The organism is Mycobacterium sp. IS-1264 (genome assembly GCF_001954195.1).
In the GTDB taxonomy this organism is placed as follows: Bacteria; Actinomycetota; Actinomycetes; order Mycobacteriales; family Mycobacteriaceae; genus Mycobacterium.
Genome location: NZ_MBES01000067.1, coordinates 48859 through 64000, shown reverse-complemented (window position 1 = coordinate 64000; position 15142 = coordinate 48859). Strand labels below are relative to the sequence as shown.

Sequence of the window (15142 nt, the reverse complement as noted above, 5' to 3'; positions counted from 1 at the left end):
TCAGAGGTTCGCGAAGCAGGGGTTCGTGTTGCCGGTGGGGATCGTGGCGTTCTGCGTCGAAAAGTGGCTCACCACACCGGAACTCGTCACCTGCACGCTGTCGGCGTGAATGCCCAACGGGAAGTTCTTCGTTTGGTCCGAGGTGAACTTGTCCAGCGTCGACTGCACGCTTTCCTTCGGCATGGTGAAGCCCAGGGCGTTGAAGCTGACGATCTGCAACTGCAGCCCGGTGCCGGAGACCACCGGCTTGGCTGTGATGTTGTCCAGCATGCCCTTCAGCTCGACGGTGCCGTCGGCCGGATGCGTTGTCACGCTGCTGGTGACGAAGGGGCCCAGAACCGGGACCGCGTTCTGCACCGACTGCTTGATGCCGTCGGTCGTCCAGGTGATGGTGGCATCGAGCGATCCGATGGTGCCCTTAGAATTCGCAGTCGAGTTGAGTCGGACGTCCCGGATGTTGATTTCGATCTTCATGCCCTTGGCGGAACGGATCTGGTTGCCGGCCGTGGACACCGAGATGTTGCTGTAGTGCTTGGTCAGTTGCTGCCACAGCATCAGCGGCGTCACGCTGAACGACGCGGTGGCCTGATCCTTGGTCTCGCACGCCACGGCTTCGGCGACCTTGTTGTTGGCGACGTGGCGCACGTATAGCTCGGCGCCGATCAGCGCCGCGATGACGAGCGAAACCACGATGATGCAGACCAGCAGGATCGATAGCGGGTCGCGAAGGAAGCGTCGTTTTCTTTTCACAGGCTCTTCGTTCGGAGTCGCCAACCGTTCCGTCGGGCCCGCCGGCGGAACGGGCGGAGGCGGATAACCGGGTCCCTGCGTGTCCGGCCGGGTCGCACCCAGCTGCTCGGTCTGCGGCTCCGGAGCGCGCGGCGGCGGTGGGCCCGGCGCCCGCTGAGGTGGGGGTGGCGGCACCGGAGGAGGCCCGGGCTGCGGCGGCGGCTGGCCGGGGCCTCCGGTCCGGAATCGCTCGGTCGGCCGCTCGGTCGGTGGTGGGCCCGACGGGCCTTGACTGCCGGGACGGCCCCAGGGGCCCTCGTTAGGTGGTCCTGGCGGTCCTGGCGGGTTCGTCACCCAACCGATTCTGCCCTATCGATTCGAGCAAAGCTTGACTGGTTTCGCAGCACCGCGATGCTCTCGCGGGCCTTCGCCACCGCATCGACGTCGATGTCGGCGACCACGAGCTGCGGCTCGGCGCCCGCCGACGCGACCACTTCACCCAGCGGCGAGGCCACCAGGCTGCCGCCCACTCCAGTCGGTGCGCCCGAGCCGGACCCCGGGCCGGTCAGGCTGTCGCCGGGGTCGGCCTGACCGGCCGCCACGACATAACTCATCGAATCAAGCGCCCGGGCCCGGGCCAGCAGCGTCCACTGCTCGAGTTTGCCGGGACCCGAACCCCAGGACGCGCAGACCGCGATCACCCGCGCGCCGCGTCGGGCCAGTTCCGTGTAGAGCTCCGGAAAACGGATGTCGTAGCAAACGGACAACCCCACCCCGACGCCGTCGACGGTGATCACCACCGGCTGCGCCCCAGGAGCGACGGTGCGCGACTCCGTAAAGCCGAACGCGTCGTAGAGATGGATCTTGTCGTAGTGGGTGTCGGGCTCATTGGGCGTGCCCGGCCCGGCCGCGATCAGCGTGTTCTTCACCCGCCCGTCGCCGGACGGGGTGAACATGCCCGCGACCACCGTGATGCCCGAGTCGGCGGCGATCGCCCGCACGCCGTCGGCCCACGGGCCGTCCACCGGCTCGGCGACCGGTCCCAGCGGGACGCCGAACCGGCACATGGTCGCCTCGGGGAACACCACCAGCCGCGCGCCGGCCTCCGCGGCCCGGCCGGCGTACTCGCGGACGAGTTGCAGATTCTTTGCCGGATCGGTGCCACTGAGGATCTGCGCCAACGCGATTCGCATGGCGCCAGCCTAAAGCGCGGCGGGTCAGGTGTTCTTCGCGATCCACTCCGTCGTGAATCGCTGTTCCGCGACCACCAGGTCGGCCAGTTGGGTGCCGATGAAATTCTCCAACTTGCCCCCGATAAGTGGGACGCGCACGTGGACGGTGATCCGGCACTCCAATCGCGAGCCGACCGGCTTGCCCGCGGTGGACAATTCGGCGGTACCGGACACGTTCGCCGGAGCGTCCACGATCGATCCGGCGACCGTGGCCATCGCGACCCCGCCGGCCACCGGACCCCACGTCTCCTCGCGCCTGATGCACAGATCGCCCCGGTGCAATTGCGTGATCAGAGCCGGCAGCTTGTCACTACGGATCACCTGCAGCGTGACCACATCGATGGTGCCGTCGTCCCCGGACTCGCCCCCTAAGCGCAACGCCTCCAGCTTCGTCTCGTCGACACCGGACGCCGCAAGCCTGGCCAGCCAGTAGGCCTCCTCGCGGTAAGCCTGGAGAACCGATTCGACGCTGCCTTCGTAGTCGGCGGATATGTCGAATGAACGCGGCATAGCTGGCCAGGCTACCGTTACGGCCCGTGGTCGGTTCGCTGTTTGCCGGTGCGCATGTCGCCGAGGCGGTGCCGCTGGCGCCGTTGACCACGATGCGAATCGGACCCGTGGCGCGGCGCCTGATCACCTGCACCAGCAGCGAACAAATCGTCGCCGTGGTGCGGCGGCTGGACTCCGAAAACGCGGGTGGCCCACCGCTGGTGTTCGCCGGCGGCTCCAACCTGGTGATCGCCGATACGCTGACCGACCTGACCGCGGTGCGATTAGCCAACGACGGCATCACCATTCACGGCAACGTGGTGCGCGCGGAGGCGGGCGCAGTGTGGGACGACGTCGTCCTCGCGGCCATCGAGCACGGCCTGGGCGGGCTGGAATGCCTGTCCGGTATCCCCGGCTCGGCCGGCGCGACGCCGGTGCAGAATGTCGGGGCCTACGGCGCCGAGGTGTCCGACACCATCACCCGGGTCCGGCTGCTGCACCGGCGCAGCGGCACCGAGCAGTGGGTACCGGGCAGCGAGCTCGGCTTCGGTTATCGCACCAGCGTGCTCAAGCAAGCCGGCGGTCTCGAAATCCCTTCCGTGGTACTGGAAGTGGAGTTCGCACTGGACGCGTCGGGCCGCAGCGCGCCGCTGCGTTACGGCGAGTTGGCGGCCGCGCTCGATGTGAGCGGCGGCGAGCGCACGGATCCGCGCGCCGTGCGTGACGCGGTGCTGGCGCTGCGCGCCCGCAAGGGAATGGTCCTCGACGCGGCCGACCACGACACCTGGAGCGTGGGTTCGTTCTTCACCAACCCGGTGGTCGCACCCGAGGTGTACGAGCGGCTGGCCGCCGAGATCGACGGGCCGGTACCGCACTACCCGGCACCGGACGGAGTCAAGCTGGCCGCCGGCTGGCTGGTCGAGCGGTCGGGCTTCGCCAAGGGCTATCCGGCGGACGAGCGCGCCCCCTGCCGGTTGTCCACCAAGCATGCGCTTGCTTTGACGAACCGCGGCGCGGCCAGGGCCGAGGACGTCGTCACGTTGGCCCGCACGATCCGTGACGGAGTCCGCGACGTGTTTGGCATCACACTGGAACCCGAACCCGTCCTGCTCGGGTGCAGGCTGTAGGGGTTAAATCCGTTCAACAGCACCCCCGGCGGCGAGTTGTCGTGACCGGGCGAGAGTCGTTCTCCCGGTATCTTTATATGTCGTGAGCACATCCAGCGCGCCTCAAAGTGGGGGGCCGATCAACCGGCGGCTGGCTTTGGCGGCGCTCGGGGTTGGTGTGTTCGCGCCCAATTTCCTGGCCGCCTGCGCGGGCACCGTCACCAAGCAAGCCCAGAAGAAAGAAGCCCCCGCGGCGCACCTGAAATTCGAGCCGGCCGATGCCGCCTCGGACGTGATTCCCACTGCGCCGGTGAGCGTTCAGATCGGTGACGGCTGGTTTCAGAAGGTGGCGCTGACGAACTCGTCGGGCAAGGTGGTCGCCGGAGCGTTCAACTCCGATCGCACCGTCTACACGATCACCGAGCCGCTGGGCTACGACGGCACCTACACCTGGAGCGGCTCGGCCGTCGGCCACGACGGCAAGGCGATCCCGGTCAGCGGCAAGTTCACCACCGTGTCACCCAGCAAGAAGATCGGCGGGGCATTCCAGCTGGCCGACGGTCAGACCGTCGGGGTGGCGGCGCCGATCATCATCCAGTTCGACGCGCCGATCAGCGACAAGGCCTCCGTCGAGAAGGCCCTCACCGTCACCACCACCCCGCCCGTCGAGGGCAGCTGGGCCTGGCTGCCCGACGAGGCGCAGGGCGCCCGCGCGCACTGGCGTCCCCGCGAGTACTACCCGGCGGGCACCACCGTCAACGTCGACGCCAAGCTCTACGGGCGACCCTTCGGGGAGGGCGCGTACGGCGCCGACGACATCTCGCTGCGCATCCAGATCGGCCGAAAGCAGGTCGTCAAGGCCGAGGTTTCGTCGCACCGCATCCAGGTCGTCACCGACGCCGGCGTCATCATGGACTTCCCGTGCAGCTACGGCGAGGCCGACAAGGCGCGCAACGTCACCCGCAACGGCATCCACGTCGTCACCGAGAAGTACGCCGACTTCTACATGTCCAACCCGGCGGCCGGCTACAACCACATCCACGAACGCTGGGCGGTGCGGATCTCCAACAACGGCGAGTTCATCCACGCCAACCCCGCCAGCTCCGGGGCGCAGGGCAACACCAACGTCACCAACGGCTGCATCAACCTGTCCACCGCCGATGCCGAGCAGTACTACGGCAGCGCGATGTACGGCGACCCGGTCGAGGTGACCGGAAGCTCGATTCAGCTGTCCTACTCCGACGGCGACATTTGGGACTGGGCCGTCGACTGGGACACCTGGGTGGCGATGTCGGCGCTGCCGCCCCCGTCGGCGCATCCGCCGTCGACGCAGATCCCGGTCACCGCACCGGTGACGCCGTCCGACGCTCCCACCCTGTCGGGCACCCCGACGACCACCACCACGTCGGCGCCGGCTAGGCCCGGCGGTTAAACCGCGAGGCGCTGGCCTGGTCGCGGGGCCGGATGATGATCTGGTCCAGGTTGACGTGGGACGGCCGGGAGGCCACGAACCCGATCACTTCGGCTACGTCGGAGGCCGTTAGCGGTGTGATGCCGGAGTAGACGGCGTCCGCGCGCCCCTCGTCGCCGTCGAAACGGACCAGGGAGAACTCGGTTTCGACCGCTCCCGGCGCGATCTCGGTGAGCCGGACCGGCTTGCCCAGCAGCTCGCCACGCAGCGTGCGGTGCAGCGCGCCCTGGGCGTGCTTGGCCGCGGTGTAGCCGGCCCCGCCGTCGTAGGTCTCCATCGCCGCGATCGAGGTGACGGTGACGATCAGCCCGTCGCCGGACTCGATCAGCTTGGGCAGCAGCGCGCGGGTGACCCGCAGGGTGCCCATCACGTTGGTCTCCCACATCCACCGCCAGTGCTCCAGGTCGGCCTCGCCCACCGGCTCCAGCCCCCGGGCACCGCCGGCGTTGTTGACGAGCACATCGACTCGGCTGAGGCCCTGTGCGAGCGCCGCGACGGCCCCGTCGTCTGTGACATCAGCCACAACGGCCCTACCGCCGATCTGGTCTGCAAGGGCGTTGATCCGGTCGGCCCGACGTGCCACCGCCACGACGTGAAACCCAAGGGCCGCAAGGCTTTTGGCGGTCGCCTCACCGATCCCGGAACTGGCACCGGTGACGACCGCGACCCGATCGCTCGCTGAACTCACCAGGACAACTCTAATAAACGTGCTAAATTTCCCCTGTGCAGTACAGCGTTTTGGTCAACACCACCGCCGCGTGTCTTTGCGCGGCAGGTGCGTGTTGTTGCCGCGCACTTTGCCGCGCCTGACTCCCCGGCGTGGCCGAAGACCGGCCCTCAGTACTCAAACCAAAGGACGCTCGTGCGCACGACCAGTCTCACTCATACCCATCATTCGCCCGGCCGCAAAGGCCATCTGCGGTTGCACCGCCAGATCTTGCCGCCGGCCCTGCACATCTCCGATTCGGCGGCGGCGTCCGTCTTCCGCGCGGTGCGGTTGCGCGGGCCCGTCGGACGTGACGTCATCGCCGCGGTCACATCCCTGAGCATCGCGACGGTGAACCGCCAGGTCATCGCGCTGCTCGCGGCCGGCCTGCTGCGGGAGCGCGCCGACCTCGCGGTCTCCGGCGCGATCGGACGCCCGCGGGTGCCCGTCGAGATCAACCATGAACCGTTCGTGACGCTGGGCATCCACATCGGCGCGCGAACCACCAGCATCGTCGCCACTGATCTGTTCGGCCGCACGCTGGACACCGTCGAGACCCCGACACCGCTCAGCCCGCCCGGGCCCGCGCTGGCCTCGCTAGCCGAAAGCGCGACCCGCTACATGAGGCGCTGGCACCGGCGCCGCCTGCTGTGGGTCGGCGTGGCGATCGGCGGCACCGTCGACGGCGCCACCGGCCACGTCGACCACCCGCGGCTGGGCTGGCGGCAAGCGCCGGTCGGATCGGTGCTGGCCGACGCGCTGGGCCTGCCGGTTTCGGTCGCTTCCCACGTCGACGCGATGGCCGGCGCCGAGCTGCTGCTCGGCATGCGGCGGTTCGCGCCGAGCTCGCCGACCAGCCTGTACATCTACGCCCGCGAGACCGTGGGCTATGCGCTGGTGATCGGCGGCCGCGTGCACTGCCCGGCCAGCGGCCCGGGCACCATCGCCGGCCTGCCCGCTTACTCGGAGCTGCTGGGCGGCACCGGGCAGCTGGAATCGACCGTCAGCGACGAGGCCGTGCTGGCCGCCGCCCGCCGGCTTCGGATCCTGCCCGCCGCCCCGGCGAACCGTGCGAACGGCGCCGTCACCGCGATGACCGACCTGGTGCGGGTGGCCCGGGCCGGAAACGAGCAGGCCAAAGAGCTGCTCGCGGAACGCGCCCGGGTGCTCGGCGAGGCCGTCGCGTTGCTGCGTGACGTGCTGAACCCCGACGAGCTGGTGGTCGGCGGCCAGGGGTTCACCGAGTATCCGGAGGCCATGGGCCAGGTGGAAGAGGCGTTCGCCGCACGCTCGGTGCTGCCACCGCGCGACATCCGCGTCACCGCGTTCGGCAACCGGGTCCAGGAGGCCGGGGCCGGCATCGTGTCGCTGGGCGGGCTGTACGCCGATCCGCTGGGCGCGATGCGCCGAGCCGGCGCGCTGGCCGCCCGGGCGGATGTCGAACCGGACGAGTCGTCCGCTTAGCGCGAACAGCGCCCTCGGGTGGGGGCGGGGCCCGTCCTGTAAAGATGACAGTGTGCGGCACGATGACGTCTTCCGGCTGAACGACCCGCGCCGCATTGCGGTATTGGCGGTCCACACCTCACCACTGGCGCAGCCGGGAACCGGCGATGCGGGCGGCATGAACGTCTACGTGCTGCAAACGGCGCTGCACCTGGCGCGTCGGGGCATCGAGGTGGAGATCTTCACCCGGGCCACCGCGTCCGCCGATCCGCCGGTCGAGCGGGTGGCGCCCGGTGTGCTGGTGCGCAACGTCGTGGCCGGGCCCTTCGAGGGCTTGGACAAATACGATCTGCCCACCCAGCTGTGCGCGTTCGCGGCCGGCGTGCTGCGCGCCGAGGCGTCCCACGAACCGGGCCACTACGACATCGTGCACTCGCACTACTGGCTGTCCGGTCAGGTCGGCTGGCTGGCCCGCGATCGCTGGGCGGTGCCGCTGGTGCATACCGCGCACACGCTGGCCGCGGTGAAGAACGCGGCGCTGGCCGACGGGGATGCCCCCGAGCCGCCGCTGCGCACTGTAGGCGAGCAGCAGGTTGTCGACGAGGCGGACCGACTGATCGTCAACACCGATGATGAAGCGAGACAATTGATTTCGATCCACCGCGCCGATCCGGCGAGCATCGACGTGGTGCACCCCGGGGTGGACCTGGACGTGTTCCATCCGGGTGATCGCCGGGCGGCCCGGGCCGCGCTGGGGCTCCCGCTCGACGAGGACATCGTGGCGTTCGTCGGCCGGATCCAGCCACTGAAGGCGCCCGACATCGTGTTGCGTGCCGCCGCGAAACTGCCCGGCGTGCGCATCGTGGTGGCCGGCGGGCCGTCGGGAACGGGGCTGGCGTCTCCGGACGGGCTGGTCCGCCTCGCCGACGAATTGGGCATCACGGCGCGGGTGACATTCCTGCCGCCGCAGTCGCGCGCGAATCTGGCCACCCTGTTCCAGGCCGCCGATCTCGTTGCGGTGCCGAGCTATTCGGAGTCGTTCGGCTTGGTCGCCGTCGAGGCGCAGGCGTGCGGGACGCCGGTGGTGGCGGCCGCGGTCGGGGGATTGCCGGTGGCGGTGCGCGACGGGATCACCGGCACCCTGGTGTCCGGACACGACGTCGATCGCTGGGCGGAGGCCATCGACGGCCTGCTGCGCCTGCGCGCCGAGCCGGCCGGGCTCGCGATGAGCCGCGCCGCCGCGGCACACGCGGCGACGTTCTCGTGGGAGAACACCACCGACGCACTGCTGGACAGCTACCGGCGCGCGATCGGTGACTTCGCCGCGGGGCGTCAGCGCCGGGTGCGTGACAGGGCGGCGGCGCGCAAGCCACGCCGCTGGAGCTCGCGGCGCGGGGTGGGCGCGTGAATTCCACTGTGCAGGCGGTGATTGAGCATGCCCTGCAGGCTAGCGGATTGACCTACTCGGAATTCCCTGGGGCGCATGGCGGATTGCCGGGGCTGGTGGTCGAGCTCCCCGGCGAGCGCAAGCTCAAGACCAACACCATCCTGAGCATCGGCGAGCACTCGGTGCGCGTCGAGGCGTTCGTGTGCCGCAAGCCCGACGAGAACCACGAGGGCGTCTACCGGTTCTTGCTCAAGCGCAACCGGCGGCTCTATGGGGTGGCCTACACGCTGGACAACGTCGGCGACATCTACCTGGTGGGCCGGATGTCGTTGGCGTCGGTGGACGCCGACGAGATCGACCGGGTGCTCGGTCAGGTGCTCGAGGCGGTGGATTCGGACTTTAATACGTTGTTGGAGTTGGGTTTTCGCTCGTCGATCCAAAAGGAGTGGGAATGGCGAGTGTCGCGCGGTGAGTCACTGAAGAACCTGCAGGCGTTCGCCCACCTGATCGATGACGAGGACGACTAAAGCCGCGTGAGAGACTAGCCGGCATGGGCGAAACTGCGACGCTGGTGCTGCTCCGCCACGGCGAAAGCGAATGGAATGCAAGCAACCAGTTCACCGGCTGGGTGGACGTCGACCTGACCGCCAAAGGCCGGGCCGAGGCGGTGCGCAGCGGCGAGCTGCTGGCCGAGCACGATCTGTTGCCCGACGTGCTCTACACGTCGCTGCTGCGGCGCGCGATCACCACCGCGCACCTGGCGTTGGACACCGCCGACCGGTTGTGGATTCCGGTGCGGCGCAGCTGGCGGCTCAACGAGCGCCACTACGGGGCGCTTCAGGGTCTGGACAAAGCCGAGACCCAGGCGCGCTACGGCGAGGAGCAGTTCATGGCCTGGCGGCGCAGCTACGACACGCCGCCGCCGCCGATCGAGCGGGGCAGCGAGTTCAGCCAGGACACCGACCCCCGCTACGCCGACATCGGGGGCGGCCCGCTCACCGAGTGCCTGGCCGACGTGGTGGCGCGTTTTTTGCCGTATTTCACCGACGTGATCGTCCCGGACCTGCGGACCGGCAAGACGGTGCTGATCGTCGCGCACGGCAACTCGCTGCGCGCCCTGGTCAAACACCTCGACGGGATGTCCGACGAGGAGATCGTCGGCCTCAACATCCCGACCGGCATCCCGCTGCGCTATGACCTGGATGATGCGCTGCGCCCGGCGGTGCCCGGCGGCACCTATCTGGACCCCGAAGCGGCCGCCGCCGGTGCCGCCGCGGTAGCCAGCCAAGGCAGTCGCTAGTTTTTGCCCGTTTCTTCGTTGCGCGCGGCTGACGTGCCGATAGTGTGCTTTACGGCCCCGTTTGCCAAACAGGGCGTAAACGGGAGCCGAACACCTGTAGCTCAGGATGTGACTTGTCCGATTTTGGCCTCGCTCCGCTAGGGCGGCGTTAAGGAAGATTTGTAGGATTTTCTATGTGACTGTGTTCTCGGCGCTGTTGCTGGCCGGGGTCTTGTCCGTGCTGGCGCTGGCCGCAGGTGTTGCGGTCGGCACCCGGCTGTCGCCTCGGGTGGTGCAACGCCGCCAGCGGGTGGCCACCGAATGGACAGGAATCACCGTCGCGCAGATGCTGCAGCGGATCGTGACGCTGATGCCGCTCGGCGTGGCGGTGGTGGATTCCCATCGCGACGTCGTCTATCTCAACGAGCGCGCCACGGAATTGGGCCTGGTGCGGGATCGTCAACTCGACGACCAGGCCTGGCAGGCCGCGCAGCAGGCGCTGAGCGGTCTCGACGCCGAGTTCGACATGCAGCCCAAACGCCAGAACAATGGCCGCTCCGGCCTCGCGGTGCACGGGCAGGCCCGGCTGCTCAGCAACGAGGACCGCCGGTTCGCGGTGGTCTTCGTCCACGACCAGTCCGACTACGCCCGCATGGAGGCGACGCGGCGCGACTTCGTCGCCAACGTCAGCCACGAGCTCAAGACCCCTGTCGGCGCCATGGCGGTGCTTGCCGAGGCCTTGCTGGCTTCGTCGGATGACTCCGACACCGTTCGCCGATTCGCCGAGAAGGTGCTCATCGAGGCCAACCGGCTGGGCGACATGGTCGCCGAGCTGATCGAGCTGTCCCGGCTGCAGGGCGCCGAGCGGTTACCCAACGTCACCGAAGTTGACGTCGATACCGTTGTCTCCGAAGCGATTTCACGCCACAAGGTGGCCGCTGACAATGCGCAGATCCAGGTCCGCACCGACGCGCCCAGCGGGTTGCGCGTGCTGGGCGACGAGACGCTGCTGGTGACCGCGCTGGCCAACCTGGTCTCCAACGCGATCGCGTATTCCGCGCCGGGCTCGCCGGTGTCGATCAGTCGCCGCCGCCGCGGGGACAACATCGAGATCGCCGTCACCGACCGGGGCATCGGCATCGCACTGGAAGACCAGGAACGCGTCTTCGAGCGTTTCTTCCGGGGCGACAAGGCGCGTTCGCGGGCCACCGGCGGCAGTGGGCTGGGGCTTGCCATCGTCAAACACGTCGCGGCCAATCACAACGGCAGCATCGGCGTGTGGAGCAAGCCGGGAACCGGATCGACGTTTACCTTGTCCATCCCGGCATTTCGGGACGACGACGAACCACCAGAGCAACCGCGGGGCCGTGAGGTGCGTCCCCATCGGTCCCAACGAGAGGAAGAGCTAAGTAGATGACCAGTGTGCTGATCGTCGAAGACGAGGAGTCGCTTGCCGATCCGCTGGCATTCCTCCTTCGCAAGGAGGGCTTCGAGGCCACGGTAGTGACCGACGGGCAGACGGCGCTCGCCGAGTTCGAGCGGGCCGGCGCCGACATCGTGCTGCTCGACTTGATGCTGCCGGGGATATCCGGCACCGATGTCTGCAAGCAGCTGCGTGCCCGTTCCAGCGTGCCCGTGATCATGGTGACGGCTCGCGACAGCGAGATCGACAAGGTCGTCGGCCTGGAACTGGGCGCGGACGACTACGTGACCAAGCCGTATTCGGCCCGCGAGTTGATCGCCCGGATCCGGGCGGTGCTGCGCCGCGGCGGTGACGACGACTCCGAAATCAGCGACGGCGTGCTGGAATCCGGGCCGGTGCGCATGGATGTCGAGCGGCACGTCGTGTCCGTCAACGGTGACACAATCACGTTGCCGCTCAAGGAATTCGACTTGCTGGAGTACCTGATGCGCAACAGCGGCCGGGTGCTGACCCGCGGGCAGCTCATCGACCGCGTGTGGGGCGCCGACTACGTCGGTGACACCAAGACGCTCGACGTCCACGTCAAGCGGCTGCGGTCGAAGATCGAGGCCGACCCGGCCAACCCGGTGCACCTGGTGACGGTGCGGGGATTGGGCTACAAGCTCGAGGGCTAGCGCGCGCGCGTCGAGTGTGCGCTGACGTCGCCCTGGACGCACACGCAACGCCCTAGGCGCACACTCGATCACCGACGACCTCGTCGGCGACTGCCAGCGCCAGCGCCATGATCGACACCTGCGGGTTCACTTCCGGACAGCTCGGCAGGATGGACGCGTCGGCGACCCAGACGCCGTCGACGCCGCGCAGCCGTCCGGCCTCGTCGACCGGACACCGCTGCGCGTCGGCGCCCGCGGCAGCGGTTCCCGTCGGATGGAACGCGGCGAGGTGCAGACTTCGAGGATTGCTGCGCCGCAACGCATCCTGTAGCGCGGACAGCGACGTCACCGTCGTCGCGCCGGGCAAACCGGTGAGCACCTCGACAGCGCCGGCGGCGAACAGCAGCCGCCCCATGGCCTCGACCGCGACGACCACTTTGGCGATGTCGGCCCGGGTGATGTTGTAGCGCACCAGCGTTTCGCCGCGCACCGAATGCACCGAGCCCACACCGCGATCGGCGATCATGGCGCCGAACGTGGCGACCTGAGGTGCCCGGTCCAGCCAGCCCAGTAGCTCTGCGCCGTAGCCGGGGTAAACCATCGAGCCCATGCCGGGCGGCGTGGACGTCGCTTCGATCAGCACGCCGTCCGATTCGTGCAACTCGTGCACGGCGGCACTCTGCAGCACGCCGTGCCACGCGACGACGTCATCCTCGAAGCGCCCGGCGAGCATCGTCGCCGGATGCAATGCAAGGTTACGTCCGAGGCGTGGATGTCCGCCAAGTCCACTGCGCCGCAACAGCATTGGTGTCTCCGTGGCCCCGGCGGCGACGATGACCGTGTCCGCGAGGATGTCGAGGGCGGTGCCGTCGGGACGGCGGGCACGCACCCCGCGGGCGCGCCCGTTGTGGTACAGCACGCGCTCGGCGCGGGCGTGCGAGATGATCCGTGCGCCCGCCGCGCAGGCCTGCGGCAGCGCGTTGAGGTGTACACCGAACTTGGCGTTGCGCGGACACCCGATCGCGCACTGGCAACAGCCTTCGCACCCCGGGGCGTTGCGAGGGATGGGCGCCGCCCGCCAGCCCAGCGACGAAGCGGCATCGAGCAGCAGCCGCCCATTGCGGCCCATGATCTGCAGCGGCACCGGCGCGACCCGCAGCGTGTGCTCGACGTCGTCGAGGTGGGCGCCCAGCCGGTCGGGGTCGGCCAGGCCCAGCCCGAATTCGTCGCGCCAGCGCCGCTGCACGGTCGAGGGCGGCCGGTAGCAGGTGCCGGAATTCACGACGGTGGTGCCGCCGACCGCCCGGCCGATCGGCAGCACCACCGACGGGCGTCCCAGCGCGACGGTGGCCCCGGCGCCGCGGTACAGCCCGGCGTAGCGATCGATCGGGTGGGTGGAGCGGAACTCCTCGACCGTCCAGCGGCGTCCCTCTTCGAGCACCACGGTGTCGAGGCCGGCCCGGGCCAGCGTGCGGGCCACCATCGCGCCGCCGGCGCCGGACCCGATGACCACGGCGTCGGTGCTGACGACCGAGCGGCTCTCGGTCGACGGGATGACCGTCAACGGCGCATCGGGGCGCGCAACGTCGTGCCTCTGGGCGCGGGTCAGCAATTCCGGCGCATAGGTGTCGGCGCCGTTGGCCAGCAACACGATTGCCTTCATGGCCTCCACGGCCGCCCCTGCGTCCGGGCCCAGAGCGGCGACCCGGCGCAGCACCCGATCCCGTTGGTCGGGACCAAGCCGCGCCAGCGAGCGGCCGGTGGTCAGGTAGCTCGCCGCCCCCACGGACGCCAGCCCGGCGCGCAGCGCCAGCCGTGACGTCGCCGGCAGCCGCGCCAGGTAGCGGTCGACGCGATCGGCCAGCTGCGCCGGCGGCGGCCCACCGCGCTCCTCGGGGAGCAACGCGGCGCCGAACGACGCGGCGAGACGGCTCATACCAAACGGCCGAGCCGTCGGCCGAGCTTGATGAAGAACGGGTACGTCGCGAAGATCGCCCCGGCCGCCGCGTGCAGCGGCCAGCGCGCCTCCTCCGTCCGAACGCCGAAAACGCCGCTGTTCCACATGAAGTCGCGGCCATTGCGGGCGCGGAACGGGCGCCACAGGATACCGAGGCCGGGCACGTTGTTGTAGAGCCCGAACGAGCCGCCGAAGAAGACGCCGAGCACGGCGGCCTCGGCGACGTCGCGGCGATCGCTCGGCACGGTGCGTTCGATCAGCACGCCGGAGGCGACCAGCAGCGGCGGGTCAAGCACGAAACTCATGTTGGTGTCCTTTCGTTGACGACGGGCGCCTCAGCGCCGCGCAAGCCGACCTCCGCGTGTCCGGTTCCGAGCACCGACCAGTGCCGGTCGTCGATTTCGACGTGCACGTCGGCCTGCTCGGTGTTGGTGCACACCGCGGTGCCGCCGTCGGGGTCGGTGTAATGCAGGCTCACGCACTTCTCCGGCGGCTGGTCGACGCGGATCAGCACCTTGCGACCGCCGATGCGACCCTCCAGCTGCCAGTGCCGAACGCCGAGCCTGGTCCGCATCCGCAGCGACGGCAAAGGACTTGCGGGCCAATCCTTTCCGTCAATCCGAAAGCGCACGAACGCCATCGGCGCAAGCCTGCGCAGCCCCGGCTTGTGCGAGACCGCGGTGACCACCTCGAGGACGTCGCCGCCGCCGAGATCGGCGTGGATCCATCCCCAGCGTTTGGCGTTGCCGTGCCCGTAGATGTGGGCGACGCCGCCGCGCCAGCCCTCGACGCTGTGCGCCGCATCGCCCACGGTCAGCGAGCCGGTGAAGTCGGCGGTGGGGGCGAGGACCACCTGGGCGCCCGGCAGCAGCTCGCGCTCCCACGCCGCGCGGGGAAACGTCCACAGCGGCGCGCCATCGTCGCGCCAGCGCAGGTCCCATCCGAGCGCTCCCGCGTGCCCGGTCAGCTCGTCGCGCCCCACACGCACGCCGGCGGCGGTGAACCAGGCCGTGTCGGTCCCGGGTTGGGCGGGCTCGGGACCGAACCGCTCCGTGCGCGGCGGGCCGTCGGGTGGGAACCAGGTCGCCCAGCCGTGCGCGTAGGGCGTCCGCGGGCCCGGCTGCGGCGCCACGGTCTCGCAGTGGATCCACAGACCCGCGCACGTGAGCGGATCCGACAGGGTGGCGTACCAGACTTCCAGGCGCCCGGGCCTGCCCCGCCAGCGCGGGAACGCGGCGGATCGCCAGTCGTCGGTCACCGCTCCACC

15 protein-coding genes are annotated in these 15142 nt (G+C 69.4%); 8 read left to right on the top strand and 7 right to left on the bottom strand.

What is annotated here, in order from left to right:
- The 3 genes from A5744_RS15830 to A5744_RS15820 are packed head-to-tail and all read right to left on the bottom strand — an operon-like array spanning position 1 to position 2471.
- On the bottom strand, positions 1-1083 hold the full coding sequence (locus A5744_RS15830; RefSeq protein WP_076062554.1) for a DUF2993 domain-containing protein: 1083 nt from the start codon (positions 1081-1083) through the stop codon (positions 1-3).
- On the bottom strand, positions 1080-1922 hold the full coding sequence (locus A5744_RS15825) for a carbon-nitrogen hydrolase family protein (RefSeq protein ID WP_076062552.1): 843 nt from the start codon (positions 1920-1922) through the stop codon (positions 1080-1082). Before A5744_RS15825 ends, A5744_RS15830 begins: the two co-directional genes overlap by 4 nt.
- Before the next feature lie 24 nt (positions 1923-1946).
- Positions 1947-2471 (bottom strand): DUF2505 domain-containing protein, encoded by a 525-nt coding sequence (locus A5744_RS15820; protein WP_076062550.1) that lies wholly within the window; start codon positions 2469-2471, stop codon positions 1947-1949.
- 26 nt (positions 2472-2497) lie between these two features.
- Here A5744_RS15820 and A5744_RS15815 point away from each other — a divergent pair, with 26 nt between their 5' ends.
- Positions 2498-3577 carry a UDP-N-acetylmuramate dehydrogenase gene (locus A5744_RS15815; RefSeq protein WP_076062548.1) on the top strand — a complete coding sequence of 360 codons (1080 nt, stop codon included), beginning with the start codon at positions 2498-2500 and terminating at the stop codon, positions 3575-3577.
- A gap of 82 nt (positions 3578-3659) precedes the next feature.
- Positions 3660-4988 (top strand): Ig-like domain-containing protein, encoded by a 1329-nt coding sequence (locus A5744_RS15810; RefSeq protein ID WP_076062547.1) that lies wholly within the window; start codon positions 3660-3662, stop codon positions 4986-4988.
- On the opposite strand, the gene A5744_RS15805 is transcribed toward A5744_RS15810, so the two are convergent.
- Positions 4972-5718 carry an SDR family oxidoreductase gene (locus A5744_RS15805; protein WP_139331378.1) on the bottom strand — a complete coding sequence of 249 codons (747 nt, stop codon included), beginning with the start codon at positions 5716-5718 and terminating at the stop codon, positions 4972-4974. The two genes, A5744_RS15810 and A5744_RS15805, sit on opposite strands and share 17 nt — an antisense overlap.
- Positions 5719-5889: 171 nt before the next feature.
- Between A5744_RS15805 and A5744_RS15795 the strand changes: the two genes are divergently transcribed.
- From A5744_RS15795 to regX, 6 genes are all read left to right on the top strand, one after another.
- Positions 5890-7197, top strand: coding sequence for an ROK family protein (locus A5744_RS15795; protein WP_076062544.1), 1308 nt, complete (start codon positions 5890-5892; stop codon positions 7195-7197).
- Positions 7198-7249: 52 nt separating this feature from the next.
- Positions 7250-8584, top strand: a complete 1335-nt coding sequence (gene mshA, locus A5744_RS15790) for a D-inositol-3-phosphate glycosyltransferase (RefSeq protein WP_076062542.1) — start codon at positions 7250-7252, stop codon at positions 8582-8584.
- Positions 8581-9090: a YbjN domain-containing protein gene (locus A5744_RS15785; protein ID WP_076062540.1), complete on the top strand. Its 510-nt coding sequence runs from the start codon at positions 8581-8583 to the stop codon at positions 9088-9090. Before mshA ends, A5744_RS15785 begins: the two co-directional genes overlap by 4 nt.
- 23 nt (positions 9091-9113) lie before the next feature.
- A complete protein-coding gene (locus tag A5744_RS15780) occupies positions 9114-9863 on the top strand; it encodes a phosphoglyceromutase (protein WP_076062539.1) in 750 nt (249 codons plus the stop codon).
- Positions 9864-10038: 175 nt separating this feature from the next.
- Complete coding sequence (locus A5744_RS15775; RefSeq protein ID WP_139331377.1) at positions 10039-11259, top strand: ATP-binding protein; 1221 nt, start codon at positions 10039-10041, stop codon at positions 11257-11259.
- Positions 11256-11939, top strand: a complete 684-nt coding sequence (regX, locus tag A5744_RS15770) for a two-component sensory transduction protein RegX (RefSeq protein WP_076062535.1) — start codon at positions 11256-11258, stop codon at positions 11937-11939. Before A5744_RS15775 ends, regX begins: the two co-directional genes overlap by 4 nt.
- A gap of 52 nt (positions 11940-11991) precedes the next feature.
- Here regX and A5744_RS15765 read toward each other — a convergent pair whose 3' ends face one another.
- Genes A5744_RS15765 through A5744_RS15755 form a run of 3 tightly spaced genes read right to left on the bottom strand, consistent with a single transcriptional unit; the run spans position 11992 to position 15133 of the window.
- The gene (locus tag A5744_RS15765) at positions 11992-13854 is read right to left on the bottom strand and encodes a GMC family oxidoreductase N-terminal domain-containing protein (RefSeq protein ID WP_076062534.1); all 1863 of its coding nucleotides are present in this window, start codon (positions 13852-13854) and stop codon (positions 11992-11994) included.
- The gene (locus tag A5744_RS15760; protein WP_076062532.1) at positions 13851-14180 is read right to left on the bottom strand and encodes a hypothetical protein; all 330 of its coding nucleotides are present in this window, start codon (positions 14178-14180) and stop codon (positions 13851-13853) included. The genes A5744_RS15765 and A5744_RS15760 overlap by 4 nt, the downstream gene beginning before the upstream one ends.
- The gene (locus tag A5744_RS15755) at positions 14177-15133 is read right to left on the bottom strand and encodes a hypothetical protein (RefSeq protein WP_076062530.1); all 957 of its coding nucleotides are present in this window, start codon (positions 15131-15133) and stop codon (positions 14177-14179) included. Before A5744_RS15755 ends, A5744_RS15760 begins: the two co-directional genes overlap by 4 nt.
- Positions 15134-15142 lie beyond the last annotated feature (9 nt).

Excerpts from the sequence above, each read along its gene's own strand:
- A5744_RS15780 (WP_076062539.1), top strand. The coding sequence starts at position 9,114 with ATGGGCGAAACTGCGACGCTGGTGCTGCTCCGCCACGGCGAAAGCGAA.
- A5744_RS15760 (WP_076062532.1), bottom strand. The coding sequence starts at position 14,180 with ATGAGTTTCGTGCTTGACCCGCCGCTGCTGGTCGCCTCCGGCGTGCTG.
- regX (WP_076062535.1), top strand. The coding sequence starts at position 11,256 with ATGACCAGTGTGCTGATCGTCGAAGACGAGGAGTCGCTTGCCGATCCG.
- A5744_RS15765 (WP_076062534.1), bottom strand. The coding sequence starts at position 13,854 with ATGAGCCGTCTCGCCGCGTCGTTCGGCGCCGCGTTGCTCCCCGAGGAG.
- A5744_RS15820 (WP_076062550.1), bottom strand. The coding sequence starts at position 2,471 with ATGCCGCGTTCATTCGACATATCCGCCGACTACGAAGGCAGCGTCGAA.
- A5744_RS15825 (WP_076062552.1), bottom strand. The coding sequence starts at position 1,922 with ATGCGAATCGCGTTGGCGCAGATCCTCAGTGGCACCGATCCGGCAAAG.